Here is a 26,397-nt window from a genome sequence, read left to right on the forward strand (position 1 = left end):
CAGGAGAAGTACAGAATGCAGAGAAAGAACGGCAGAAGGAAAAAAATTGCATATGTTTTGTGCGGCATTCTGGCGGTGGTACTGTTTTCCGGTTGTCAGAGCACAGCGGCAGATGGTACAGATGAAAAAGTTTTCGTATACGGCGACACGACATTCAACGCCGAAAACGACGAGTCCGATGTCAACCCGCACAACGGCTATTCCGGCTGGGCGTGTATCCGCTATGGGATCGGTGAGACGCTGTTTCATTATTCCGATTCTATGGAGATCGAGCCATGGCTGGCAGAAAGCTATGAGCTTGTGGACGATACAACATGGCGGATTACACTGCATGAAGGCATCTCCTTTACAAGTGGGCGCACTCTCGACGCGGAGGCGGTCAAAGAATGTCTCGAGGATCTGATCGCAGTACATGACCGTGCACGCGGGGATCTGAAAATTGAGAGCATCGAGGCAGACGGCCTGATCGTAACGATTCACACCGAACAGCCTGTCCCGGCGCTTCTGAATTATCTGTCTGACCCATATGGATGCATCATTGATATGCAGGCAGGTGTGACGGATGACGGCAATGTCGCCGGAACCGGCCCGTACCGCGCAGTACAGGTGGAGACGGATCAGGGACTGACGCTCGTGAAAAATGACAATTACTGGAACGGAACGCCAAAGCTCGACCGGATCGAAGTAAAAACGATCCGCGACGGCGATACGATGACGATGGCGTTACAGTCAGGCGAGCTCGACGCGGCGTACGGCCTGCCATATTCCAATCTGATCCTGTTCCGCGATGAACCATACACGATTTCTTCGGCGGATACGTCGCGTACCTTCTTCGGACAGTTCAACGGATCATCCGAGGTGCTGCAGGACGACCGCGTGCGCGAGGCAGTCATCGGAGCGATCGACCGGGAGGGCTTTGTGAATACGCTGATGGAAGGAAACGGAAGCGTGGCGGAAGGCCCGTTCCCCTCTTACTTTGCATTCGGCGACAGCAAAGTGCAGGAAGAGTCCTATGATCTTGAGTATTCCAGAGAACTGCTGGCTGAAGCAGGCTGGACCGATGAGGACGGCGACGGCTACGTGGAAAAAGACGGAAAACGCCTGACCATCTGCTGGCTCACGTATCCGAGCCGCCAGGAACTGCCGCTTCTCGCGGAGAGTGCACAGGCATCGCTGAAGAAAATCGGAATCGAAGTACAGATCCAGTGCACGGCAAATCATCTGGAACTGCTGAAAAAAGGAAACTGGGATGTTTATGTCAGCGCATTTGTCAGCGCACCGACGGGCGATCCCGAGTATTTCTTTACAACGCACTGCCTGCAGGATTCCTCTAAGAACCGCGGCGGTTATTACAGTGAGACACTCGAGATGCTGGAGCAGCAGTTAAGCGGCGAGTTTGATACCGAAAAACGAACCGAACTAGCCATCGAGATGACGCAGACGCTGCTGGATGACCACATGTTTTTCTTCACATCACACCTCAAAATGTCGATGGTATCCGGCGAGGGCGTGACGGGGCTTACGGCGCATCCGTGTGATTATTATGAAATTACAGTCAATTTGGACAAAAACAAATGATTATTTGGAAAAAGAGCAGAAAATGTGGATTTTCTGCTCTTTTTGCGCTATGATAGGAAAAGAACGGCACTGCGACGGTGCCAGAGAAGAGAAAAGGAGAAGTTACGATGCGGAAAGAAGAATTAAGAACATATATTGAAAACCACGAATCCGAAATGATCGAAGACCTGAAAAGCCTGATCCGGATTCCAAGCGAAAAACAGGCGGTAGAGCCAGGCAAACCATTCGGCGCACCGGCGGCAGAAGCACTGGCGCAGGGAATCGAAATTCTGGAAAAATACGGCTTTGCCGTAACCAACTACGACAACTACGCGATTGCAGCTGACTTTAATCAGGAAGAAAAGGGCCTTGATATTCTCGCCCATCTCGATGTCGTACCGGCAGGCGAAGGCTGGCAGGAGACCGATCCATTCACCCCGCTCATCAAAGAAGGAAAAATGTTCGGCCGCGGAACCGCAGACGACAAAGGACCGGCGATCGCAGCTATCTACGCAATGCGCGCTGTCAAAGAACTCGGTTACCCATTAAAGAAAAATGTCCGTCTTGTCCTCGGTTCCGACGAGGAGTGTGGAAGCTCTGACCTCGAATATTATTATAAGAAAGAAGTGGAAGCACCATGCACCTTCTCACCGGATGCCGAATTCCCGGTCATCAACATTGAAAAAGGCGGCATGCGCGGCCACTTCGAAAAAACATCCGATGCCGGAACGACAGGCGTGCGCCTCGTATCCTTACAGGCCGGCACCAAACTGAACGTTGTACCAGGCAAAGCATATGCAGAGCTTGCCGGCATGGCAAAAGAAGACCTGAAAACCTGCGCTGACGAGACTGAGCAGAAGACCGGCGTTTCCTTCGTTCTGGAAGACACCGAAAACGGCAATATAAAAATCACCGCCTGCGGTGCCTTTGCCCACGCATCCACCCCGGAAATGGGTAACAACGCACTGACCGCACTGCTGCAGCTTCTCGCATCCGTTGGAATGGAAGAGAGTGAACTGAAAAACGACATCAGTTTCCTTGCAAAAGTTTACCCGCACGGCGACGGCAAAGGCGCAGGCCTCGGTGTCGCCATGTCAGATGAAGAGTCCGGCGAGCTCACCTTAAGCCTCGACCTCATGAACTACGACGGCAAAACCCTGACCGGTTCCTACGACTGCCGCGCCCCGATCTGCGCGACAAAAGAAAACCTGTACGATACCGCCGGGCAGAACATGAAAAAAGGCGGCTTCTCCATGGAAGGCAGCGGAATGTTCCCACCACACCACGTCCCGGCCGACAGCCCGTTTGTCCAGACCCTGCTGCAGTGCTACACGGATGTCACTGGAAAACCAGGCAAACCATTTGCGATCGGCGGCGGAACGTATGTGCATCATCTGAAAAACGGTGTTGCGTTTGGATGCGCAGACCTTGAAGTCGACAACCGTATGCACGGAGCAGACGAGTTCGTGGAAATCGAATGCCTGAAAGAATGCGTTGTGATCTTCGCGGAGGCGATTCTGCGGATCTGCGGGGAATAAATAATTGAAAAATAAAAGATAAAAAAGATCTTCAGCCAAACCGATAGATTCTGAAAAGAACAAGGTTTGCCTGAAGATTTTTTATGGCTCTGAATTGTTACAAATTTTCTCAGAACCGCAGTTCCCTGCACCGGTTCAGGCATGCAAAGATTTCCTGCCGTCTCGGCCGTGCCAGATCGCCTGGCCTTCCCGGGGCGAGAAGAGAAGCAAGACCTTTTTCATCCATCTGTTTTTCCAGCAGATCCACCACCTGCACCAGTGTTTTCTTACCGTCCATCTTGTGCTCCGCTGCTTCTAAAAGAAGCGCAGCCAGCCCGTTCAGCTGTTCACTGTCCGTGAGCTGTTCCACGGCGCGCAGATCCGTCAGAGATTTGTTGATGAGGATGGATTCCCGTCCCAGCACTTTGACTTTCGTGCGGTCACTTCCCGTCAGGCCTTTACCCGGCTGCGGGCAGCGATGGAAGGCTGGAACGGAAAAGGGGCGCACGGAGGCAGTAAACGGCGGAAATTCTGCGGCTGTGGTTTTCGCGCGATCCGTAATGTCATAAGGAACGTATTCTTTCATCTGAATGACAGTGTCTGCCACGTGGAAGTAAGAACCGGAGCTTCCGGCAACGAGAATCGACGAGATGCCGATCTTCTCATACAGATCCCGCACGCGGCTGATAAACGGTGTGATCGGTTCCTCGCTGTCGGCAACGACGCGCTGCATCAGCTCATCGCGCACCATAAAGTTGGTGGCGGACGTGTCCTCGTCGATCAGAAAGAGGCTCGTGCCGGATTCGATGCCCTCGATCACGTTGGCGGCCTGTGAGGTGCTTCCGCTGGCATCTGCAGTCGAAAATGAGGTGGTGTCGCTCTTTCCGGGAAGATCGTGGATAAAGAGGGAGATATCGACGTTGCGGATGCTTCTGGAGTCCTCGGAGCGGAGCTTTCCGGCACTTGCATCGGTGATGACATATTCACGGCCGTCCCCGGCGATGTGGTTGTATACGCCGCGCTCAAGCGCCTGCAGCAGGGTGGATTTTCCGTGGAAGCCTCCGCCTACGATCAGTGTGACACCGAGTGGAATTCCCATGCCGGAAACAGGTCCGCGGTTCGGAAGATCAAGGGTAATGCGTAAGGATTCCGGTGAGGTAAACGGAACGGCGTGATTCATCGGCAGATCGGAAACACCGGTCTCGCGCGGGAGAATGGAGCCGTCGGCGATGAAGGCAGTAAGCCCTTTTTCTTTTAATGCGGAACGGATCGCCTGCTGATCCTCACAGAGATAGGCGACATTGGCACATGCTTTTGGATCCAGAGCACGGTAGAACAGTGATTTTTCTACGCAGCCGGGAAGAAAGTCGAAAAGAATGCGGATCAGCTCCTGCGAGGCGATGGTGCGGCCGTTAGCCGGAAAGCCGATTTCCATGTTGACGATAAGACTGCCGTCGGAAGGATTCAGAACACAGGCAGTACGCTCAAGAATTTCCTGCCCGCAGCGGCTTATCCCAAGCAGACCACTTTTGCCGGAGCCCTTTGCGCGGAACGAATACGGTGCGATAGCGCGCGCAAACTGGCGCAGCAGGTAATCCTGGAGGGCGACGCGCTTTTCATACGTATCATAGAGTGATGCCGGGAAAGCGGCAGTTCTTCCATTCACATGAACGCTGACGCGCGATGGAGCGGCGAACGGATCGCCCTGCACGTGGTCGATGGAGAGTGTGTAGCGCGGAAATTGATAGGCACCGCGGGTAGATTTATAGGCGGGATAGCTTTTGTGATTGATACTGAATAAAAGCTGTTTCAGGTCATTTGCAGATTGCATGAAAAAAACTCCTTTCAAAATAAAAAGGTGAGGCTGCCGTACAGAGCGTGTCTGAGAAAGGCTTTTCGCAAGCTGCGAGTTCCGGTTTGCGGAAATGATTTTTCAGACACGCGCTGGACGACAGCCTCATCCAAAAAGCTTTAACGTCTGGAAACACTCTGGCGCTTCACCAGCTTGGTTGCCATGCACATTTTCAGACATTCGCGTTTCGGATCGGCCACGCGGTCAAGCAGGCGCTGGACGGCAGTGGCGCCAAGCTCGCGTTTTCTGACCTTCATGGTGGAAAGCGGCGGAACCATCATATCGCACATCGGAACGTCATCAAAGCCGATGATGGAGACATCCTCCGGGATGCGGTAGCCGTTTTCACGCAGTGCACGCATGGCGGCCGCCGCGATGATGTCATTATCGGCAAAGTAGGCATCCGCGATCGGAGCTTTCGATTCGAGAAGGCGCAGCATGTCGCGGTAGCCTTCGTCCGAGGTCGGGGAAACCAGGTGAACATATGGATGCGAGGTGCTGATGCCGTTTGCACGGAGCGCTTTGTAGTAGCCGTCGGCGCGTTCGGAGAAGTTGCTGATGTCGAGGCTCGAGTGAAAGTAGCCCACGTTTTTGTGTCCGCACTGAATCAGATAATTCGTGGCGTTGAACGCCCCCTGAATGTTGTTGATCAGAACGCAGTCGTAATCGAGCTCATCGTAATAGCAGTCCACGACAACGATCGGAACAGAAAAATCGCGGAACTTGCGGAAATCGGACGGAGCCATTTCGGTTGCAAGAAGAAGAATGCCCTCACAGTCCACAGCGCGGAGTGCATCGAGCTGGCTGTCAATATCCATGGTCTCATAAAAATAGGAGATATGAAGCGCACAGCCCTGGCGGGTGCATTCGGTGGAGATTCCTTCGGTCAGCTGGGAGAAAAACGGCGTGTCGGCAGCGACCTTTCCGTGCTTTTTATAATTGACCAGCTGAATAATGCGGGAGGAAGCGCCGGAGGCTTCAGTTTTTTTCGGCGCATAGCCATACTCGGCTGCGGTTTTTAAAACCAGCTCTCTTGTGGCATCGCTGATGCCGGGTTTGTTATTGAAAACCATAGAAACCGTGGCAGGCGATACGTTGATCAGCTTTGCCAGTTCTTTCGCAGAAATATTCATAAGAGTTCAGCTCCTGTTCGATAAAATCAGCCCGCATGGTGCTTTCGTTTGTTTTGTGCATGCGGGATGTTGAAATTTATTTCAGTATTTATCTGAAAAATATTAAACTTATGCATTGATTTTAATATGAATTAAAAAAGAAGTCAACTTCTGAACTGTAAAAAAATGAAATATGAAGAAATGCATAAAAACAGCCATTCTTTTTTGTATAAATTACTAAAAAAGATTTAATAAAGCTGAATAGATGTTGACAAGTTCAAAAGAATTTAGTAATATAAGAGCCATAAAGAACAGGGAAATTCAAGACATAATTTAGCAGAGTTTAAAGAAAATTAAGTGGAGGAAATGAATATGAAATCAATTAAGATCGGATTTGCACCTACGAGAAGAAGCATTTTCAGTGCCCCGGATGCCGTAAAATACGCCAACCTGACGAGAGAGCGTTTAAAAGAGCTCGGCGTTGAATTTGTCGATATCACAGACATCAATGAGGAGGGTCTGTTTTACGATGAGGCGGACCGTGAGAAAATCCAGGAGAAATTCCGCCGTGAAAACGTAAAGGGAATTTTCTTCCCGCACGGAAACTTCGGAACGGAATATGTCTGTGCAAGACTGGCAAAGGAAATGGGGCTTCCGGTACTCCTCTGGGGACCGCGCGATGAGAGACCGGATGAGAACGGTGTGCGTCTCCGCGACAGCCAGTGCGGCCTGTTTGCAACTGGAAAAGTGCTGCGCCGTTTTGGTGTTCCGTTCACCTACATGACGAACTGCCGTCTGACCGATCCGGAATTTGAGCGCGGCATCAAGGATTTCCTTGCTGTATGTAATGTGGTAGATACCTTCCGCCACACCAGAATCCTTCAGATCGGACCGCGTCCGTTCGATTTCTGGTCCACCATGTGCAACGAGGGCGAGCTGCTGGAAAAATTCAACATTCAGCTTTCCCCGATTCCGCTTCCGGAACTGACTGCGGAGATGAAAAAAGTAAAAGCAGAGGGCAGCGAGGTGGAAAAAGTCGTTGCTTACTGCGACACCAATATGTGTGTAAAGATCAAACCGGAAGAGCTGGAAAATGTAGCAGCTCTGAAGGTTGCGATGAAGAATCTGGCTGCAAAATATTCCTGCAATGCTATCGCGATCCAGTGCTGGAACGCACTGCAGGGTGAGATTGGCATCATGCCGTGTGCGGCAAACTCTCTGCTGAACGAAGAGGGAATTCCGGTTGTCTGTGAGACGGATATCCATGGAGCCATCACGGCGCTGATGGTAGAGGCTGCCGGCCTGAACGATAAGAGAAGCTTCTTTGCAGACTGGACGGTACGCCACCCGGACAACGAGAACGGCGAGCTGCTGCAGCACTGCGGACCGTGGCCAATCTCGGTAGCACAGGAAAAACCGACCATCGGTTATCCTCTGGCATTCAGTCATCCGGGAGCTGTAGAGGCACAGGCAAAATTAGGCGAAATGACACTGGCGCGTTTTGACGGAGACAACGGAGAGTACTCCCTGCTGCTTGGAAATGCAAAAGGTGTCAAGGGACCTTATACGAAGGGAACCTACGTATGGGTTGAGGTACAGAACCTGAAACGCCTCGAGGCAAAAATCGTGGAAGGACCGTACATCCACCACTGTGTCGGTATCCACGAGAACGTTGTGCCGGTTCTGTATGAAGCATGCAAATACATCGGTATTGCCCCGGATTTATATGATCCGATCGAGGAAGATGTCAAAGCATATTTAAGAGGAGAATGAAAATCATGAGTGAATACAAGGAATTGAGTTGTCTGGCGTATGATCTTCGGAAGAAAGTAGTGGAAATGGTAGTTTCCGGCAAGGGCGGCCACATCGGCGGTGACATGAGTGTCATTGATGTGCTTGTAGCGCTGTATTTTAAAGAGATGAACATCAGCCCTGAGAATGTGGACGACCCGGACCGCGACCGTTTTGTAATGAGTAAAGGTCATTCCGTTGAGGCATATTATGCAGTACTTGCGGCAAAGGGATTCTTCCCGATGGAAGAGGTCATCGAAAAATTCTCCAAATTCGGCAGTCCGTACATCGGCCATCCGAACAATAAACTGCCGGGCATCGAGATGAATTCCGGTTCTCTCGGCCACGGACTTCCGGTCTGCGTGGGAATGGCGCTGGCAGGAAAAATGGATAAAAAAGATTACCGTGTCTACACCGTTATGGGTGACGGCGAGCTGGCAGAAGGCTCTGTCTGGGAGGGCGCAATGTCCGCAGGAAACTACAAGCTGGACAACCTCTGTGCGATCGTAGACCGCAACCGTCTGCAGATCTCCGGAAATACCGAGGATGTCATGAAACAGGACAGCCAGGAGGAGAGATGGGCAGCGTTCGGATGGAATGTTCTTTCCGTACCGGGCAACGATATGGACGCGCTCGTTCATGCGTTTGAGCTGGCGAAACACTGTAAGGGAAAACCGACGGTTATTATTGCAAATACAACGAAGGGCTGTGGTTCTTCCGTGATGGAAAATAAGGCGGAGTGGCATCATAAAGTGCCGACACCGGAGGAAGTAGAACAGATCATGAAGGATCTGGATGAGAGAAAGGAGGCACTGTCATGAATAAGATTCCAAACAGACAGGCCATTTGCGAGGTTTTAATGAAACATGCCGAGACGGATAAAGATATCGTAGTGCTCTGCAGCGATTCCAGGGGAAGTGCTTCCCTGACACCGTTTGCAAATGCGTATCCGGAGCAGTTTGTGGAGATGGGTATCGCGGAGCAGGATCTGGTCAGCGTTTCTGCCGGTCTTGCAAAATGCGGCAAGAAAGCATTTGCGGCATCTCCGGCGTGCTTCCTTTCTACAAGAAGCTATGAGCAGGCGAAGATTGACTGTGCATACTCCAACACCAATGTAAAGCTGATCGGTATCAGCGGCGGTGTGAGCTACGGCGCACTCGGCATGAGCCATCATTCTGCACAGGACATCGCAGCAATGGCAGCTATTCCGAACATGCGCGTTTATCTGCCGAGCGACCGCTTCCAGACAGCAAAACTGGTTGAGGCGCTCCTTACCGATGAAAAACCGGCTTATATCCGAGTGGGAAGAAATGCCGTTGCGGATATTTACAGCGAAGAAAATACCCCGTTTGAGATGGATAAGGCAACGGCTCTCTCGGAAGGCACCGATGTTTTACTGGTAGCCTGCGGTGAGATGGTCCGCCCGGCGCTCGATGCAGCTGCTATGCTGAAAGAAGAGGGAATCAGCGCAGGACTGCTCGATATGTACTGTGTGAAACCGCTGGACAAAGAGGGCCTGGTAGAGGCTGCAAAGAAGGCAAAAGTTGTCATTTCGATCGAAGAGCACGCTCCATTCGGCGGTCTTGGATCGATGGTGAGCCAGGTGGTCGGTGCGGAGTGCCCGCGCAAAGTCGTTTCTATGTCTCTGCCGGATGCGCCGGTGATCACGGGAACTTCCAAAGAAGTCTTTGACTATTATGGACTGAATGCCGAGGGCATTGCAAAAAAAGCGAAAGAATTACTGGCTTAACCAGAAATGGAATCAGCGGTGAATGTGATAGCCCGCAGGGAACTGTAAACTGCCGCAGGTCTGCGTATGCCATGTTCCTGCGTGCCCGGGCGGAAGAAAATCCGGGAACGCAGGAACTTTTTCTATATAATCAGGAACAAATCGTTCTGCGGAAGATGTTGGAATGTGTGGTAATCGCCAAAGATCTTACCTGTATGGGCAGGGTGAACGCTGCGATAATAAACAATGACGCATGGTGTGTTGAAAAACAGGGTGTATTCAGCGTTATTCGAGAAGGGGATCTGGATATTTATAAAATTTTAGGAACGGAGCTGGAAAAATGGAGAAAAGGTATATCATCGGGATTGACCAGAGCACGCAGGGAACGAAAGCGCTGCTCTTTGATGGGGAGGGACATTTACTCCGCCGTACCGACCTGCCGCACCGGCAGATCGTCAATGAAAAGGGATGGGTGTCCCATGATCTGAATGAGATTTACCGAAATACAGTACAGACGGTAAAAACGCTGGTGGCAGAGTCCGGTGTTGCACCGGAAACAATCGCCGGAATCGGCATCAGCAATCAGCGTGAGACGACGGCGATCTGGGATAAGGCGACCGGGGAACCACTGGAAGAGGCCATTGTATGGCAATGCGGCCGCGCAAGCGGGATTGCGCAGGAGATTGCGGAGCAGGGGCACGCAGAGGAGATCCGCGAGGCGACGGGTCTGCAGCTTTCGGCTTATTTTCCTGCTGCAAAGATGGCGTGGCTGCTTCGAAACGGCGGAGAAGAAAGACAGAAACGTGCTGCAGACGGGGAGCTCTGCCTGGGTACGATTGACAGCTGGCTGGTTTACAAGCTGACGGGGGATCATGCATTTAAGACGGATTTTTCAAATGCGTCGAGAACGCAGTTGTTTAATCTGAAAACACTGGCGTGGGATGAGAAGATCTGCGAGATGTTCGGGATTCCGGCCTGTGCGCTGGCCAGGGTGTGTGATTCCGATGCGGTGTATGGAACCACGACGCTGGAAGGATTGTTTTGCGAGCCGGTTCCGATCTGTGGTGTATTAGGTGACTCGCATGCGGCGCTGTTCGGACAGGGCTGTTTAAAACCGGGGATGATCAAGGCAACTTACGGAACGGGTTCTTCGCTGATGATGAACATTGGAGACAAGCCGATTCAGAGCAGCCACGGCGTTGTGACATCTCTTGCGTGGGGAAGAGGCGGCAAGGCAGACTATGTGCTGGAGGGCAATCTGAACTACACCGGAGCTGTGATTACCTGGCTGAAGGATGATCTGAAGCTGATTTCTTCGGCAAAAGAGACGGAAGGACTGGCAAGGGAGGCAAATCCGGCGGACCGCACCTATCTGGTTCCGGCGTTTACCGGGCTTGGGGCGCCGTACTGGGACGAGAAAGCAACGGCATCGATCAGCGGAATTACCCGCACCACAGGAAAAGCTGAGGTGGTAAAAGCGGCACTCGATTGCATTGCCTACCAGATCACCGACCTTGTCCGTGCGATGGAGCAGGATACCGGCATGCGGATCGAGGAACTCCGTGTAGACGGCGGCCCGACACGAAACGGATATCTGATGCAGTTCCAGAGTGATATTACGAATAAACGCGTGAATATTCCGGATGCGGAGGAGCTTTCCGGCATCGGGGCGGCTTATATGGCGGGTATTTCGGCTGGGGTCTACGATCTGGAAAAACTCGCGGGAAATATGAAACGAAGTGTGTATGAACCGAAGATGGACGATGAAATCCGGGAGAAAAAATATGCCGGATGGAAAAAGGCTGTCGACGGGGTATTAAGTAAATAGGGGACGCGGGCATTACTGTGCACTCGGCAAATACGCGTTTATGATAAGAAAACGAAGACGCATACGTGCGTGATTGAGAAATTTGAAAAATAAAATAATCTACAAACAAAAAGGAACGATTTGGATAGAACGTTCCTTTTTTGCATATAGAGAATAAATTGTACAGAAATAAAAGGCGCTGTATAAACAGCGCGTAATGCTGATAGAATGCGAGAAAACAGCAAGAAAAAGAGGATTAAACTTGTAGTTCAATGAAGAAAAAAATAGATGTGGTATAGTATCAAGAAAAAGGGATTTCGCATGAAGGAAATTTCAATAGAAGATGTATTAGAGCGTGTCTGAAAAATCATTTCCGCAAACTGGGACTCGCAGCTTGCGAAAAGCCTTTTTCAGACACGCTCTAGAGTGTACATTATGCAAAAAAAGGAGGGACAAGAGTTTGTCCGGTAAAAAACAGGAAGTATGGTAAGATAAGCTGGTAATGGAGAACGTATGCAGATTCGTATGGATGAAAAAGGGAGGATTCTGTTTATGGCTACTTACGTTATTTCTGATATTCACGGTGAGTATGAGAGATTCATGGAGCTGCTGGAAGAAATCGAGTTGAAAGATACAGATACGCTCTATGTTCTGGGTGATGTTTTAGACCGGGGTGAGCATCCGATTAAGGTGATATTGAAACTGATGGAAATGCCGAATGCGTTCTGTATCGTGGGGAACCATGAGGTGATGGCGCTGGAATGTCTGCGGTTTCTCTGTCAGGAAATCACAGATCTTGCCATCGAGGAAGTGGATGCTGAACTGCTGGACAATCTTGTTCTCTGGAAGTATAACGGCGGTGATGCTACGATCCGGGAATTTCGGGCGCTGGATCCCGAGATGCGGGAGGAAGTACTGAATTTTCTGGAGGATTTCAGTCTGTATGAGGAGCTTACAGTGGGAGAAAAACAGTATCTGCTGGTGCATGGAGGGCTGGGTGGATTCACACCGGAAAAGAGGATCGAGGAATATTCCCTGCACGATCTTGTATGGGCCAGACCAGATTATCAGAAGGAATACTTTGCGGATACAAATCTGGTAACAGGACATACACCGACGCAGACGATTCCGGAAAATGATAATCCCGGGTATATTTATAAAAAATATCACCACATCGCCATCGACTGCGGCGCATGCTTCCCGGGAGGGAGGCTGGCGGCAATCTGTCTGGAAACGGGGGAAGAGTTTTACAGTTCGGACAACAATGGGTGAAAGATTTTAGACGTTCCATGATGCCAGTATCAGAAGACCGAAATCCGGAACCAGCAGAACAAGCGGGAAGCTTTTTGAAACAGGATATGCCAAAACACAAGCAGGAAAGCCGTTTTGGAAAAAATGAGCGGATTACGGAAGCTTTGATGATTACAGGAACAGACACGAAAGCTGCGAAAGAAAAGGAGATTTTGGATGCACTATATTATTACTGATATACATAACGACAGCTGGCGGTTCATGAAATTGCTGGAAAAAATGGATCTCAAAGAGGACGATCACCTGTATCTGCTTGGTGATTTGTTTGACCGCTGCATGGATCATCCAGACCCGGCGGGCGTGTATTTTCAGGTATTGAAGCTGGGGAAAAAATGTACTGTGATCCGCGGCAACCACGATCATTGGCTTGCCAATTACATTTTCCGCTATTACGGGATGGATGAGAGAGACCGCGCCCTCCTGCAGCCGTATCCGTACAATTCCTTCCATCTTTTACAGGAACGCCTGACGGAAGTTGATTTAAAGCAGCTCGCAGAGCGCATCCTTTCCTGGCCGGTACAGGTGGAAATCGAGGTAGACAGTCAGCCGTATCTGCTTGCCCATGCCTGTACGGCAGAACCGGGAAAATGGAAACTGGACAACTATTATCTGATGGGGGATTTGTGGTACAAGGTTTTTCTTCATGAGGGAGTGCATGGATATATTTCCGTTTGCGGCCATCAGAATATGGGAAATGGATCCATCTGGAAAAATAGAAAAGGAAACGTCTATCTGTGTGATTGTGGCTGCGGCTTTGAGAATGGAAGACTGGGATGCCTTTGCCTGGAAACGAAAGAAACTTTCTATGTATAAACAAACAGAGGAAAAGCAATGAAGCGATATATGATGTCGGATATTCACGGATTTCTGGAGGCGTTCGAGGCAGCTCTGAAAAAGACAGACCTTTCGGGGAAGAACCAGCTGATTCTGCTGGGCGATTACATAGATTATGGGCCAGATGGCCGGGCGGTGCTGGAAAAAGTCAGGGCATTGCAGGAAAAATATGGTTCGGAAAAAGTCATTGCCCTGATGGGAAACCATGAAAAAGCACTGCTGGACTGGCTGGAAGAATATGCGGATGTCAACCGGCATATCGGCAGTGTGGAGCAATATCGCAGCCGGGAATGGCTGGCATCGGATGCAGATGGAGATTATGAAACACTGCACAGCTTTCTGAAAGAAGAACATTTTCGAGAATTTCTGGAAAAAGAAGTACACCTCTCAGAGGATTCCAGAAATGCAGAAGCAGTACGGCTGATGTTCGAAGATGCGGGGGATCTGATCACCTGGATGCGCCATTTTCCTTACTTTTATGAAACAGAACGCCAGATTCTGGTGCACGCCGGAATTGCCGAATGGGGCGGTAAAGACTGGCTGTGCGTGACCAGCAGGGAGCTGATGGTGGGGAAAAGAACGGTAAGCCGCGGAGCATTCTATAAGGATGTGATTGCAGGTCATATCTCCACGGCAAAAATCAGTGGAAACAGAATATATGACGGTATCTGGCATGATGGTCAGAGTCATTATTATCTCGACGGAACCACCTGGCGGAGTGGAAAAATTCCGGTGCTGGAATATGACAGTGAAACTGGAAAATACAGAGAAATATGGTGAGACACGTTGTAATGCAGCACAGTAAGATCACGGCAGGGCAGAAAAATGATTTAGTCAAATCAAGCAAGTGGTAAAGTGGATTGCGAATATCCGCTTTGAAAAGATACAGGATCGAAACAGAAGGGAGTACATCAGATGCATTTACCAGTTAGTGTAACACAGGATGAATTATTAGAAGTTTTGCTTCAGGTTGCGCCGGTACGGCCGGTCTTTATCTGGGGTGCGCCCGGCATCGGAAAATCCGCGTTAGTGGAAAAATTCGCAGACGAAGTCGGCCTGCCGTGCGTGTCGCTCCTCGGAAGCCAGCTCGCGCCAGAGGATATCATTGGCATTCCGCAGATCCGGGGCGAGACATCGGAATTCCTTCCGCCGAAAATGATCGCCAGAAAAGAGCCATATGTCCTGTTCCTGGACGAACTCAACGCCTGTACGCAGGAAGTGCAGAAAGCCTTCTATTCTCTGATCCATGAGCGGCGGATCGGAGAATACCATCTTCCGGAGGGAAGCATTGTGATCGGAGCAGGAAACCGTGCCGAGGACAGCGCGATCGTAAAAACGATGTCGTCCGCCCTTTTAAACCGTATGTTCCATGTGCAGCTGAAAGCGGATGTGGGACAGTGGATCAAGTGGGCGCAGGCAGAAGGACTCCATCCGTGGGTCATTGACTATATCATCCAGCGGCCGGATCACCTCTTTTCCGAACCGTCGAAAACCGAAGAACCGTTTTCCACCCCGCGTTCCTGGCACATGCTGAGCGATGCGTTGAAGGAATACCGGGCCGGGGAGCAGGATATTTCGCAGGAAACATTAAAAATGATGGCGTACGCCTGCCTCTTGGAACAGCATGCGGGTATGTTTCTTGCTTACACAAAAACACTGCGCAACACACATCTCCTGGATGACATTATCGCGCAGAAAGCAAAATGGCCGGACAAGCCGGAAAATCGGGATGTGCTGTATTTTCTCGCACAGTCCTTCCGCGCCAGACTGCTTGCAGAACTGCCGAAAAGCAAGCAGGGAATTTCCGGCGGCATGCTTTCCTTTGCGTACCGCGCCAAGGGCATGATCAAAGAACTCGCAGTCATCAATTTCGAAATCGCCCAGATGACCGTCGCAGCTGATGGGGCGGAGGCACTGCCGGACTGGTTTATGATGGAAATCATCCGTGATCTGCCGCGGCTCGTCGGATGAAAAAGGAAGGAGAAAAGGATGCCATACGTTCGAAGCAGGTATTACCGCGAAGAAGAAAAGCCGGCCGGGTACCGCAGAGTGGAGGCCGGCTTTGGTTTGCTGGAAAAAAATACACTGTTCCATCAACTGGATGGGTACATCACTGCAAAGCCCTCCCATCTGAATGCAAAAGGAAGTCTGGCCTGTGTTACGAAAGATGGAGATATCTACGTCAACATGCGGGCGAACCTGTCGCCGGAACAATGGTGCTATGTGATGGCACACAACCTTCTGCACCTGGCGTTCGGCCACTTTGACAAAGCGAGCATCCCTTCCGACTGCGAATTTGTCCCGGCACTCTGGAACAAAGCCTGTGATATCTACATCACCAGATTCCTTTATGACATCCGCCTCGGCGAGCCGATCTGCGCAGATCCGGCGGAAGCATATCCGATCAAACTGAACAGCGAGCAGAAAATTTATGAATATCTGTTGAAGCACCAGGATAATGGTGCGCAGATCTGCGGGACAAACTCTGAAAAATTAAAGGATATGATCGGGGTAGAACGGCCGATCGTTTATAAAAAGGGAGAAAGAAATGCATATGCTGAAAAATTTTCCTATGCAGTCACTCATTCCATCAAATCTGCACTCTGCGATGCGGGAGGATACGATCTTAAAACGAAAAAGAATACCGTCATTTCCAGAGCAGCAGAATGGTTCCTGTCCCATTATCCGCTGCTTGGAGGTCTTGCAGCTACATTTAAAATTGTGGAGGACATTGAAATGTGCCATCGGTATGAAATCCATATTGCAGCGGTTGACGCAGAGCAGGGAATCATTTATGCCAATCCGTCGTGCGGATTTTCGGAGGAAGAGTGGATTTTTGTTCTCGCGCATGAATATCTCCATGCCGGACTGCAGCACCAGAAACGGTGCAATGGGCGTGACTTCTTTCTGTGGAACATCGCCTGCGACTACGTCATCAACGACTGGCTGCACGAAATGGAGATCGGCAGAATGCCGCCGGATGGGCTGTTGTATGATGAAACACTTCACAACAAATCGGCAGAAAGTATCTATGATCTGATCGTGAAAGAGATCCGAAAGTACAAAAAGCTAAACACCTTCCGGGGCTTTGGCAGAGGTGATATGTTTAACGGAAACAGACCGCATTTTACTGGAAGAGAAAACGGGGTCAGCCTGGATGAACTGCTGAAAAATGCACTGCGGGAGGGATTGGATTACCATCAGGAGCACAATCGTGGTTTCCTGCCGGCCGGGCTGGTGCAGGAAATCAGGGCGCTTGCGATGCCGGTCATTCCCTGGGATGCCGCGCTGACGAAGTGGTTTGACGTACAGTTTCCACCGCTGGAAAAACACCGTACCTATGCGCGGCCGAGCAGACGGCAGGGTGCCACGCCGGACATTCCAAGACCAGGATATGCGTATTACGAGCAGGATCTGGAGAGCCGGACCTTCGGTGTGGTCGTGGACACGTCCGGTTCCATGAGTGCAAAACAGATCGGTATGGCACTTGGCTCCATCGCCAGCTATGCCGCGGCGAAAGATGTTCCGTTCGTGAGAATCATTTTCTGTGATGCCAAAGCGACGGATGCGGGATATCTGGCACCGGAAGATATTGCCGGACGGGTAAAAGTCACGGGACGAGGAGGAACCATACTGCAGCCGGGCGTGGATTGTCTGGAACAGGCGAACGATTTTCCAAAGGACGGGCCGATTCTGATTATTACGGACGGGGAGATTGAGAATGACCTGAAGGTAAGACGAGAGCATGCATTTCTGCTTCCGAGAGGAAACCGGCTGCCGTTCCGGGCACGGGGAGAAGTGTTTTATTTTCGGGAATAGTGCGGCGTAGTCTGTGTCTCTGCAAGAAGCGATAGCAGCGGCAGAGAAAGCGGACAGAATTTGCGGATGATGTTTTGCGATACTTTAGAGAACAGAAACAGAGAACACGAGAGGAGACGCTGAGAATGAGCATTGTCATTACAGGCGATACCCATGGCACCTTTGATATTGGAAAAGTTGTACGCTATTTTAACGAGCACGAAGACGAGTACACCCGGGATGACTATCTGATCATCTGCGGAGATGTCGGCATCTGCGGCTTTTCTGCAGCATACGAAGCGAATACGAGAGCCGTTTTCCGAAGTCTGCCGGTGACGACACTGTTTATCGACGGAAATCATGAGAACTTCGAACAGCTGAACTCCTACGCCGTGGAGCAGTGGAACGGCGGAAAGGTGCATATCATTGAGGACAACATGATCCATCTGATGCGCGGCCAGATCTTTACGATTGACGGGCTGAAATTCTTTACCTTCGGAGGTGCTTACAGCATCGACAAAATGTCCCGCGCGGAGGGAATTTCGTGGTTCCCGGAAGAAATTCCGTCACGGGAAGAGTACGAAGAAGGATGGAAAAATATGGAAAAAGAAGATTTTCAGGTGGACTACATACTGACCCACACAGCCCCAAGAGATGTGGCCGCGGCAATGGGGTATGGAGAGCTGTCTGACGATGAGGTGGAACTTCGCCAGTACCTGCAGCGCGTGGCGGATGAGACAGAATTTCAGAAATGGTATTTCGGACACTTTCATGAAGATGCGGAAGTGGAAGAGGTGTTTGTGTGTCTGTATGATGAGGTTGTGGAGTTGAGTTAGGACAGGATCTTGTCCTGAAAAAATAAGAAGCATGGTAAGATAAAATAGAAGCAGAGAACAGCCAGAAAATGCACGTCGAACCATAAAAATCTGCTTTGAAAAAAATAAAAGTTAATTGTGTTCTTCTGACGGGGCGTCCATGTGATCCAGCGCATACTCACACGCCTGAATCACAAAACTGGAAAAGGTAATGTCCTGGTCAGAATCGGAAATTGCCTGTTCGATCTGATCGATCAGGTGAATGGGGAAACGGATGGTTTTGTTTTCCGTTTCCTTGCGGTTGCCTTTTAACTGAAATGCCATATCAAACTCCATTCTGCTGCCGGAGAATATAAGAACGGAGCATGCTTCCGGATCTTATGTGGAAACTACGGGCAGCATAAAACATAACAAAGGTGTTTCAAAAAAGGTTCGACAAAAAATAAATTTTTCGAATCTGCGAAATCGAAAAATGAAGAAAAAGCTGTTTTGGGGACAGCTTATTTCAGTGCGCTTTTTTCTGGCTGTATTCTGATTTTAAAGAGTACTGGAAGCCCAGTCTGTTTTATTGTATTGCATAACTTGCTTGAAATATGCATTGCAAAATGCATGACAAAATATATTGCAAATAAAGGGAGGATGTATTACACTAAAAGAAATACAACAGAAGAAGGAGGAAAATGAACTATTCATTGCTCTGCTCAGCTAATGATTGGATGCAGAGCAAGAAAAGCCGCCTTTCCATTGACGGAAGGCGCCAGGGATCCTGAAGACAGCATAAGCGGCAGATATTCAGAGAAAAAGGATCGAAATTTTACATTTACGAGGGAGAAGACGTATGAAAGTGTGGAAGAAATTACAAGTTGTCTTTCTGGCACTGCTTTTATGCACCGGAATGATGACACAGCCTGCTCTTGCAGCATCGCTGCTTCAGGATGGAATCGAAGCAGCCTTGACAACAGACAAAGAAACTTACCAGCAGGGTGAAGAAATCAAAGTTACTTTAACTGTAACCAATACAAATGATACAGCAGTAACGAATCTGTCACTGGAAAATATTTTGCCGGAAAATTTTGTGCTGGCCGAAAATGCGGAGACAACAAAAAAGATGGAATCTCTGCAGGCTGGAGAAACCGTTACGTTGACAACGGTTTGTACGGTAAAAGCATCAGATGACAAGAAGGATGATGAAAATAAGGAAAATCCTTCTGGAGATGACAAAAAGAATCCGACAGATAATGAAAAGCCAGGAAATGGAAACGTAGCAAATGACACGAAGAATCCTGGTACGACAACGGGCAGCAAGGATTCCGGAACGACATTAACAAAAGATCAGGGAACTGGAAACGCAAAGCAAAATGGCCAGTCCTTAAGGGCTGAGAAATTGAAATCTGCACCGAAAATGGGTGACAACACCAAAATTATTGTTTGGGTTGTACTGCTGGTGCTGGCAGGAGCAGCCATTGTTGTTGCACTGAAGAAAAAAAACAGAAGAAATAAAATGTTGGCGTGGTTTCTGTGCCTGATTATGACGGGAAGCACCGTTGCAGGCGTATTTCCGGAACGGGCAAGAGCAGAAGCACAAAGTGTAAACATAGGAAAGGTCATGGAGCTTTCCAAGAATATTCTTGTGGATCAGACTACCGTGGAGCTGAAAGCAAAAGTTGAATATACCTACGTGAAGTCAGATGATCCATCGGACGACACCAAAACATATACACGCGGTGAGTGGGTGCAGATGCTCGCTGAAAAGGTTGAAATGAACCTGGATACAGATCCGGATTCCTTAAACCATTATTATGCGGATACGGCAGGAAATGCGTATGAAGCAGCAATCGAAATCGCAGAGAAATATGGAATCCTGCCGCCACCGGATATCGAAGATCTGGAGCAGGATATCCCGTTTTTCTATCCAGATGAACCGGCAACACGTGAATTTGCGGCTTATACGGCAGTACATGCAATGGGATTCAATGGAATACATTCGTATGATACGAACAGTTGGACGGATTGGGATAGTATTACATATCAAAATGAAGCAGCAATTGCAGTAGGGAAAGGATTTCTGGAATTAAATACAGAAAACCAGTTCCAGCCGCATGCGTTGCTTTCCAAGAAAGATGTTAAATCGATTTTCTGTGAAATTGATGAAATCAGACAGGAAGACACAACAATTGGTGAAGAGCCGCATGATAATACACAGTACGTAGATGGTGTATTGAAAAAAGAACTGGAAAATATCACAGATTATACAGTTGTAGAGAATGCGGATGGAACCTATACAGTTACACTTCCGAAAACAACCGAGACAGAAAAAATCGGAGAAGGAAGTGTTATGATCCTTCCTGCGAATGAAGTTTATATTTCAGGTATCGCGCTCAAAGCAACTACGGTAACAGAGGATGGCGAGAAACTGATTCTGACATGCATAAAGCCAGAATTATGGGAAGTGGTCAGCAAAATTGATTTTGTCGGAGGCGGTACAGCACTTATCGGAGGAGCTGCCGACACGGATGAATACGGAATTGCAACACAGGCTAATATAGGAGCAGGTGGTGTTATTGATGTTGGCTACGAAAAGAATTTTGAATTTAATATTGGTTCGAATGATGAAGGAAAAGGAAAAATTGATTTTGAAATTCCTGAAATTCTGTGCGTTGTAAATGTTGACGTTGGAGTAAATGGTGTTTCGGTAAATGAACTTAAACTTGCTGTCACGGAAAATGCAAATGAAGATATTACGGCGGAAAAAGAATTTGCTGACAGTGGTCAGGTAGAATTAATGCGTTTTCCAATTACAATAGGGGCTACCGGTTTTACCTTTGATGTTGTACTTTTCTGTTCATACAAAGCAGATGGATCCTTACATATTTCATATAGCGTTGAATCAACACAGGGATTTGAATATAAAGATGGAACATGGAGAGGCATTTTCGATTTTCATCATGGTGTTGATACCCTTGAGGTAAAGGGAAATATGGAAGGCGGTATTGGCATAAAAGGTCTGTTGACTTTGTACAGTGTTTTTGATTTAGCAGGCTATTATGCAGATTTAGGCTTAGGCGTTGAGGCAGAATTTGCATACCATGATTTAGAAAATGGAAGTCTCGCATGCGAGGATATCAAGGTATATCCATACTCAACAAATGGACTCGATACAGATTCCCTGCTTGGAGATGTATTGAAGAAATATTTCGATTTTGATCTGGAATTCAAACCGCTTCAAAATGATGAAAACAACAACTTGAGAATAAAAATGCATAAGGAAAATGGAGTCCGCGTTGAAAAATGTACGTACGCCAGCGGCGGTATCACAGGATATGTTTACTCGAGCAAAACACGTTTGCCGATAGAAAACGCGAGAGTCAGAATTTCCAGAAAAGTCAGAGCAGGCAGCGGCAATGGTGGAAACAGCGTAGCCGGAGGCGGCAGTGGAGGCGGAAGCCATGGAGCCTGGAACCTTGAAACAGAGGAAAATGAAATTGCTGTTTTTTCAGGAGGAGCTGGAGCCTGGAGAGAGGAAGGAACAGAAACAGAAAGAATTCTCTATACCGATGTGTTTGGCAAGTACAGCACCAAAAATCTGCAGGATGGAACTTATGAAATTACAGTATCCGCAACGTCTTATCAGACGTACAAGGTTGCGGAAGTTCTGGTTCAGAAAAGTGAAATCAGATATGTAGAAGATATCTATATGGTGGAGCGCCATGATGATTTTAATACAGGTTCTGTAGAGGGAACGATAACCGATGCAGTCACGGGAGATGGTATTACAGAAACAGCCTACATTGTACGCAAAGGCTGGAACAATCAAACGGGTGATGCTGTGACAGAAGGAGTATTTGAAAATGCAGACTATACTCTTTCAATGGAAAATGGAAATTATACGCTTGAAATCAGCAAAGAAGGCTATGTGACGAATTACAAAAATATCACAGTAGCGGGAGACCAGATTGAAACAGCAAATATTGTTCTTGTACCGGGAGATGGGGACGGTGAAACCGCAGGAGAACTCCGCATCGTATTAACCTGGGGCGAAGAGCCGTGGGATCTGGATTCTCATCTTGCATGCTACTCGTCGGACAAACCGTATCATATCTGGTTCGGACAGACAGATTTCGAAGGAAATTCTGTTGGAAACTTAGACGTAGATGATACAAGTAGTTATGGTCCGGAAACCATTACAGTACGTAACGTAAAAGCAGACGAAAAGTTCAGCTATTTCGTACACGATTATACCAACAGTTACAGTGAAGTGGCCAATGAAATGTCTCTTTCCGGAGCAAAAGTTCAGGTTTACCTCGAAGGCAAAAACATTGCAACATACACGATTCCGACAAATCAGCCAGGAACCTTATGGCATGTTTTCGATTTCGATGGAGCGACCAAAACCATTAAATCTGTAAACACGCTTGAATATCAGAATGACCCATACACCATCGGTGGAATTGATCAGGAAATGGATGATGTGGATGACACAGAAGAGATTGAAATGTACGCTGGAAAGGTACGAAACAAAAAACAGCCAGAGCAGAAAGTGGTTGTTGAGGAAACTCCATTACCGGAAACAACTGCAGAGAGCGTGATTTCGGAGTCGGAAGTAGCAGAACCTGGTGAAGCAGTATCCAAATCAGAATCAGAGCCAGATGATGAAAACGTGGCAGAAGATGAAACGGTAACTCCGTAATACAAAGAAGTTTAAAATGTGGTGAATCAGTAAATCTGATGCACCACATTTTAAACGAATCAAGTAAGTGGCGAAGCGGATTGCGAATATCCGCTTTGACAGGCAGAATAAGGAGCAGGTACAGATGAAAAAATGGATCCGCGCAGTATTGGCAGGCACAATCATTCTGGCATTGATTCTGTTTGGAATTTTTGCAGCTCAAAATACACAGAAGAGTACAAAGCCGGAACAGAATCCGGAAGAACAGAATACAAGTGTATCGGAAAACAGCACATCGGATGAGAGCACAGCAGAAAACAGTACGGATGATCCTGACATCATTGTAAAAGACAATGTAAAGGTGATTACCAATGAGATGAAATCAGAAGATCAGCCAACGGAAGTTTCTGACAACAGTCTCACCTTTGAAAAAGATCCTGGTTACCAGACCGGAGATGTTCTTGTTGCGGGAGAAATCAGTGCAGCGCCTTCTGGATTTATTCGAAAAGTAGTGCAGATAGAAAAAACGAATCAGGGTTACCGGGTAGAAACAGAGCCGGCGACCCTGCTGGATGTATTCGAAAAGGCACATATTATCAAACAGTTCCGGCTGACGGAGGATGGTGCAAGTGAAACAGGAAATAACAGCGCTTATATTATTAAAAGACTGTCCGAAGATGAATCGGAAGAAGAGACAGAGGAAGAAAACAGTGATTACGATTACAGTGTCTCAATCAATGTTGAAGAAGAACCCGTTCAGTTTTCAGGAGAGGCAGGATGGGGATGCTGGCTGGAACTTCAGATTGATATCGAAGACGGTGAAGTCCAGTGTGGAATTGCAGTAAGGAGCAAAGCCGGTATTTCCCTGGAATGCGGCGCAAACAGCGAGAAAGAATTTGAAAAGGAAAAAACCGTTTACGAACGAAAACTGCCGAATATCGAGTTCAACGCCGGTATTGTACCGATTGTTATTACAAATCATCTGGAAGCCGTTGTCGGGGCAGCGGGAAGTCTGGAGGGCGGTATTCACAGCTCTTACGGTGCAACAGCCGACAGCACCCAGGGATTCCAGTATGACAGCAGAACAGGCAAAGTAGAAGAAGTCAAAGAAGGAAATCTGAATTCAGACGGACTTGAGTGGAGTACGGTTGAGGTGAACGGAAGGCTGGAAGCATACATTGACATCCGGCTGAGCGCAAAATTATATGACAGCGCTGGCCTGAGTCTTTCCGGCGGAGCAGTTGGAAAAGCAGAAGGCCAGGCAAAGGTATCCATGAAGGACGACCTGGGTGGATATGCGGGCTCACTGGAGCTTTCCATCAGCCCGAGAATCAAAGGAAAAGCAGTGGTTGATATCCCGGTCATTGATAAAAAAATGCAGGAAACAGATCTTTTTGACCGGACCTTTGATCCAATCTGGTCAAAACACTGGGAGTCAAGTGCAGACTGGCAGAAGGATATGGAATGGACGGAAACTGGGGAGCAGGGAGATATCTATGTTACACGGTATGGAGAAGTAAATCAGTGTGACAGCACGGCATTCCAGTTTGAAATCCCAAAAGGCTGGGAAATTCAGACGGAGGAAGTTGGCGGTCCCATGGATGCGGTCAGAGAAAACGTTGTTCTGACAAACGAGAGAGGTGTTACCGTTTCATTTTGGTACTGCCAAGGCGCGCTTGGCGGCTATTCGCGTGATATGCTGAAGGCACAGGTTTCACAGGCAGACACTTCTAATTTTGTGCCTGGATATCCATGGGGAACCGATCGTGACTGTTCAGATCTTGGCGAATTTATGGTAGCACGAGTACATATCACAGGCGAGATGATGGCTGGCATTGATGATGATTATGTTCCTGTAGACAGCACGTTGTTCGCAGTGATACCGACATCCCGTCTTGGCGAGATTGAATTTGCAGGTCAGGCTGGGGACGTAGACGAATTTTCTTTTGACTATCCGACACCAGTTGCATTTATCGCAGAAGCACCAGACGGTACATTTACAGAAAAAGAAGAAGAACAGGTGATTCGCATTTTGAAGAGCTTTAAAGTGGCTGAATTAGATTAAGCAATACCCCGGAGGGCAGGAAGAGATGAACTGTGTTCCGGGGTATTTCAACATCACGTAAGATAAGATGGAAGGAAAGTGTTATTTTAAAATCTTGTGAGATCAAAGAGTGAGGATTTTTTGGAAATTACATAAAAAGAAATAGTAAAGAAAAACGAGCTGCGATATAATGAATGTGATGAAAAAATGAGTAACGAAAAATCAATAAAAATATGGAAAAGAACATAGAAAACATGGATTTTTCGGGAAACAGAAAGAAAAAGGAGGAGTGTTTCGAGATGGAAACAAAGAACAAAAACAAAAAGACAGTCATCATGCTTGCTGTAATTGGTATTGCGATTGTCTGCATTTGTGTCATTGGAGTTTTTGCAAAGAAAGCGTATGACCGTCATCAGGAGGAGCTTCGCTTACAGGCAATTGAGACAAAAAACAGTGAGATTGATGGGGAATATCAGAGATTTGAAAAAGAAGAAGACAGAAATAAAAAACTGGAAGCATTGAAACAAGAGATGGAGAGTGCGGAAAAGTATAAAAAGACAGAAGGCGATTATGAGGAATGTTCTGCACACTATGAAAAAATTATTGCGCAGATGAAGAATTCCTTTGTCTCCGAATATGACGACACGATCAAAATAATTGCGGATAAAATTGGTGATGATGTTGAAAAAGTGGACGATAAGGAAGCACTCAAAAACGCTACCAGCGAATTTACGACATTCAAAGATATCTTGAAAAATGACTTCGAAAATTATAATACCGTTGAGCAGGACAGCTTTGACAAATATAACAGTACGATTGATGATTATGTAACAAAATACAATGATAGAGTAACTGCTATTGAAAAAGCCGAGGAAGAAGCTCGTAAGAAAGCTGAAGAAGAGGCTAAAAAGAAGGCTGAAGAAGAAGCAGCAAGGAAAAAGGCTGAGGAAGAGGCTGCTGCTAAAGCTGCACAGGAAGAAGCAGAAAGAAAAGCTGCTGAACAGAGTTCTGGATCATCTTCAGGTGGTTCTAGCTATAGTTATGATGATAGTAATGATTATAGTTATAGTAGTGGAAGTTCAAGCTCTGATTATTCAGGTGGTTCTAGCTATAGTGATTCTGGATCTTCTAGTTCTGGAAATGATTACAGTGGTGGGTCAAGCTCATCTGGCGGAAGCTCAAGTGATATTCATAATGAATGGTATGGTGGATGGACTGATGAAAAAGGCAATGAATATAATGATTATTACGATCCAAATACAGGAAATTCATATGATTCCAATGGAAATTATCAAGGAAATATGAACGATTGGCTTTGGGATTAATATTTTAAATTAAATATTAATTAAACTATTTAAATAGGAAAAGTTTAATGCTTTTATTTTGCTTTCCTATTCAGCTCTTTTTAGTGACAGGAGCCAATATAAGATCATAAAAAATTGGATAGATTAGAAACCGATAAGAACCATTGCCAAAGCAAATAAAACCAGCTAAAATAGAGATCAGAACATAAGCACAGTCGCAGGTGTCAAAAGCCGCAAAAGTTGGAAAGGAAGGTTTCAAG

The 26,397-nt window shown here is 47.9% G+C and carries 19 protein-coding genes; 16 read left to right on the plus strand and 3 right to left on the minus strand.

Annotated features, from left to right (window positions below; all coding sequences use genetic code 11):
- The first annotated feature begins 15 nt into the window (after window positions 1-15).
- Complete coding sequence (locus DXB83_RS10275; protein WP_118697546.1) at window positions 16-1,578, plus strand: ABC transporter substrate-binding protein; 1,563 nt, start codon at window positions 16-18, stop codon at window positions 1,576-1,578.
- A 107-nt stretch (window positions 1,579-1,685) separates the two neighbouring features.
- A complete protein-coding gene (locus DXB83_RS10280; RefSeq protein WP_022461629.1) occupies window positions 1,686-3,095 on the plus strand; it encodes a Sapep family Mn(2+)-dependent dipeptidase in 1,410 nt (469 codons plus the stop codon).
- A gap of 109 nt (window positions 3,096-3,204) precedes the next feature.
- Here DXB83_RS10280 and DXB83_RS10285 read toward each other — a convergent pair whose 3' ends face one another.
- Complete coding sequence (locus DXB83_RS10285; RefSeq protein WP_118697547.1) at window positions 3,205-4,905, minus strand: ABC-ATPase domain-containing protein; 1,701 nt, start codon at window positions 4,903-4,905, stop codon at window positions 3,205-3,207.
- A 140-nt stretch (window positions 4,906-5,045) separates the two neighbouring features.
- The gene (locus DXB83_RS10290; protein ID WP_117509779.1) at window positions 5,046-6,059 is read right to left on the minus strand and encodes a LacI family DNA-binding transcriptional regulator; all 1,014 of its coding nucleotides are present in this window, start codon (window positions 6,057-6,059) and stop codon (window positions 5,046-5,048) included.
- Window positions 6,060-6,410: 351 nt separating this feature from the next.
- On the opposite strand from DXB83_RS10290, the gene DXB83_RS10295 reads away from it, so the two are divergent.
- The 11 genes from DXB83_RS10295 (at window position 6,411) to DXB83_RS10345 (ending at window position 18,144) form a co-directional block, all read left to right on the plus strand.
- Window positions 6,411-7,811 (plus strand): L-fucose/L-arabinose isomerase family protein, encoded by a 1,401-nt coding sequence (locus DXB83_RS10295; protein ID WP_118697548.1) that lies wholly within the window; start codon window positions 6,411-6,413, stop codon window positions 7,809-7,811.
- A gap of 5 nt (window positions 7,812-7,816) precedes the next feature.
- Window positions 7,817-8,650 (plus strand): transketolase, encoded by an 834-nt coding sequence (locus DXB83_RS10300; RefSeq protein WP_117802340.1) that lies wholly within the window; start codon window positions 7,817-7,819, stop codon window positions 8,648-8,650.
- A complete protein-coding gene (locus tag DXB83_RS10305) occupies window positions 8,647-9,579 on the plus strand; it encodes a transketolase family protein (RefSeq protein WP_118697549.1) in 933 nt (310 codons plus the stop codon). Before DXB83_RS10300 ends, DXB83_RS10305 begins: the two co-directional genes overlap by 4 nt.
- Before the next feature lie 319 nt (window positions 9,580-9,898).
- A complete protein-coding gene (locus tag DXB83_RS10310) occupies window positions 9,899-11,386 on the plus strand; it encodes an FGGY-family carbohydrate kinase (protein ID WP_118697550.1) in 1,488 nt (495 codons plus the stop codon).
- 348 nt (window positions 11,387-11,734) lie between these two features.
- Window positions 11,735-11,836: a DUF6783 domain-containing protein gene (locus DXB83_RS17385; RefSeq protein WP_416388273.1), complete on the plus strand. Its 102-nt coding sequence runs from the start codon at window positions 11,735-11,737 to the stop codon at window positions 11,834-11,836.
- Window positions 11,837-11,917: 81 nt separating this feature from the next.
- Entirely contained in the window at window positions 11,918-12,637 is a 720-nt protein-coding gene (locus tag DXB83_RS10315) for a metallophosphoesterase (RefSeq protein ID WP_055220179.1), read from the plus strand.
- A 195-nt stretch (window positions 12,638-12,832) separates the two neighbouring features.
- Window positions 12,833-13,489, plus strand: coding sequence for a metallophosphoesterase (locus tag DXB83_RS10325; RefSeq protein ID WP_118697552.1), 657 nt, complete (start codon window positions 12,833-12,835; stop codon window positions 13,487-13,489).
- Window positions 13,490-13,507: 18 nt separating this feature from the next.
- Entirely contained in the window at window positions 13,508-14,290 is a 783-nt protein-coding gene (locus DXB83_RS10330; RefSeq protein WP_118697553.1) for a metallophosphoesterase, read from the plus strand.
- Window positions 14,291-14,425: 135 nt separating this feature from the next.
- The gene (locus DXB83_RS10335) at window positions 14,426-15,481 is read left to right on the plus strand and encodes an AAA family ATPase (protein ID WP_118697554.1); all 1,056 of its coding nucleotides are present in this window, start codon (window positions 14,426-14,428) and stop codon (window positions 15,479-15,481) included.
- A gap of 18 nt (window positions 15,482-15,499) precedes the next feature.
- Complete coding sequence (locus DXB83_RS10340) at window positions 15,500-17,329, plus strand: vWA domain-containing protein (protein WP_118640461.1); 1,830 nt, start codon at window positions 15,500-15,502, stop codon at window positions 17,327-17,329.
- Window positions 17,330-17,454: 125 nt separating this feature from the next.
- Window positions 17,455-18,144: a metallophosphoesterase family protein gene (locus DXB83_RS10345; protein ID WP_118697555.1), complete on the plus strand. Its 690-nt coding sequence runs from the start codon at window positions 17,455-17,457 to the stop codon at window positions 18,142-18,144.
- Between the two features lie 111 nt (window positions 18,145-18,255).
- Here the strand turns inward: DXB83_RS10345 and DXB83_RS10350 are convergent, their stop codons facing one another.
- Window positions 18,256-18,447, minus strand: a complete 192-nt coding sequence (locus DXB83_RS10350; protein ID WP_055220177.1) for a YlcI/YnfO family protein — start codon at window positions 18,445-18,447, stop codon at window positions 18,256-18,258.
- A gap of 514 nt (window positions 18,448-18,961) precedes the next feature.
- On the opposite strand from DXB83_RS10350, the gene DXB83_RS10355 reads away from it, so the two are divergent.
- The 3 genes from DXB83_RS10355 to DXB83_RS10365 all read left to right on the plus strand — a co-directional run bounded on the left by DXB83_RS10355 (window position 18,962) and on the right by DXB83_RS10365 (window position 26,158).
- Window positions 18,962-22,810 carry a PEGA domain-containing protein gene (locus DXB83_RS10355; RefSeq protein ID WP_118697556.1) on the plus strand — a complete coding sequence of 1,283 codons (3,849 nt, stop codon included), beginning with the start codon at window positions 18,962-18,964 and terminating at the stop codon, window positions 22,808-22,810.
- A 124-nt stretch (window positions 22,811-22,934) separates the two neighbouring features.
- Window positions 22,935-24,854 carry a hypothetical protein gene (locus DXB83_RS10360; RefSeq protein ID WP_118697557.1) on the plus strand — a complete coding sequence of 640 codons (1,920 nt, stop codon included), beginning with the start codon at window positions 22,935-22,937 and terminating at the stop codon, window positions 24,852-24,854.
- Window positions 24,855-25,132: 278 nt separating this feature from the next.
- Entirely contained in the window at window positions 25,133-26,158 is a 1,026-nt protein-coding gene (locus DXB83_RS10365; RefSeq protein ID WP_147399376.1) for a hypothetical protein, read from the plus strand.
- Window positions 26,159-26,397 lie beyond the last annotated feature (239 nt).

The organism is Blautia sp. OM06-15AC, assembly GCF_003481425.1.
GTDB lineage: Bacteria > Bacillota > Clostridia > Lachnospirales > Lachnospiraceae > Fusicatenibacter > Fusicatenibacter saccharivorans.

Excerpts from the sequence above, each read along its gene's own strand:
- DXB83_RS10300 (WP_117802340.1), top strand. The coding sequence starts at position 7,817 with ATGAGTGAATACAAGGAATTGAGTTGTCTGGCGTATGATCTTCGGAAG.
- DXB83_RS10285 (WP_118697547.1), bottom strand. The coding sequence starts at position 4,905 with ATGCAATCTGCAAATGACCTGAAACAGCTTTTATTCAGTATCAATCAC.
- DXB83_RS10360 (WP_118697557.1), top strand. The coding sequence starts at position 22,935 with ATGAAAAAATGGATCCGCGCAGTATTGGCAGGCACAATCATTCTGGCA.
- DXB83_RS10295 (WP_118697548.1), top strand. The coding sequence starts at position 6,411 with ATGAAATCAATTAAGATCGGATTTGCACCTACGAGAAGAAGCATTTTC.
- DXB83_RS10325 (WP_118697552.1), top strand. The coding sequence starts at position 12,833 with ATGCACTATATTATTACTGATATACATAACGACAGCTGGCGGTTCATG.
- DXB83_RS10350 (WP_055220177.1), bottom strand. The coding sequence starts at position 18,447 with ATGGCATTTCAGTTAAAAGGCAACCGCAAGGAAACGGAAAACAAAACC.
- DXB83_RS10355 (WP_118697556.1), top strand. The coding sequence starts at position 18,962 with ATGAAAGTGTGGAAGAAATTACAAGTTGTCTTTCTGGCACTGCTTTTA.
- DXB83_RS10280 (WP_022461629.1), top strand. The coding sequence starts at position 1,686 with ATGCGGAAAGAAGAATTAAGAACATATATTGAAAACCACGAATCCGAA.
- DXB83_RS10340 (WP_118640461.1), top strand. The coding sequence starts at position 15,500 with ATGCCATACGTTCGAAGCAGGTATTACCGCGAAGAAGAAAAGCCGGCC.
- DXB83_RS10330 (WP_118697553.1), top strand. The coding sequence starts at position 13,508 with ATGAAGCGATATATGATGTCGGATATTCACGGATTTCTGGAGGCGTTC.
- DXB83_RS10290 (WP_117509779.1), bottom strand. The coding sequence starts at position 6,059 with ATGAATATTTCTGCGAAAGAACTGGCAAAGCTGATCAACGTATCGCCT.
- DXB83_RS10345 (WP_118697555.1), top strand. The coding sequence starts at position 17,455 with ATGAGCATTGTCATTACAGGCGATACCCATGGCACCTTTGATATTGGA.
- DXB83_RS10305 (WP_118697549.1), top strand. The coding sequence starts at position 8,647 with ATGAATAAGATTCCAAACAGACAGGCCATTTGCGAGGTTTTAATGAAA.
- DXB83_RS10310 (WP_118697550.1), top strand. The coding sequence starts at position 9,899 with ATGGAGAAAAGGTATATCATCGGGATTGACCAGAGCACGCAGGGAACG.
- DXB83_RS10335 (WP_118697554.1), top strand. The coding sequence starts at position 14,426 with ATGCATTTACCAGTTAGTGTAACACAGGATGAATTATTAGAAGTTTTG.
- DXB83_RS10365 (WP_147399376.1), top strand. The coding sequence starts at position 25,133 with ATGGAAACAAAGAACAAAAACAAAAAGACAGTCATCATGCTTGCTGTA.
- DXB83_RS10315 (WP_055220179.1), top strand. The coding sequence starts at position 11,918 with ATGGCTACTTACGTTATTTCTGATATTCACGGTGAGTATGAGAGATTC.
- DXB83_RS10275 (WP_118697546.1), top strand. The coding sequence starts at position 16 with ATGCAGAGAAAGAACGGCAGAAGGAAAAAAATTGCATATGTTTTGTGC.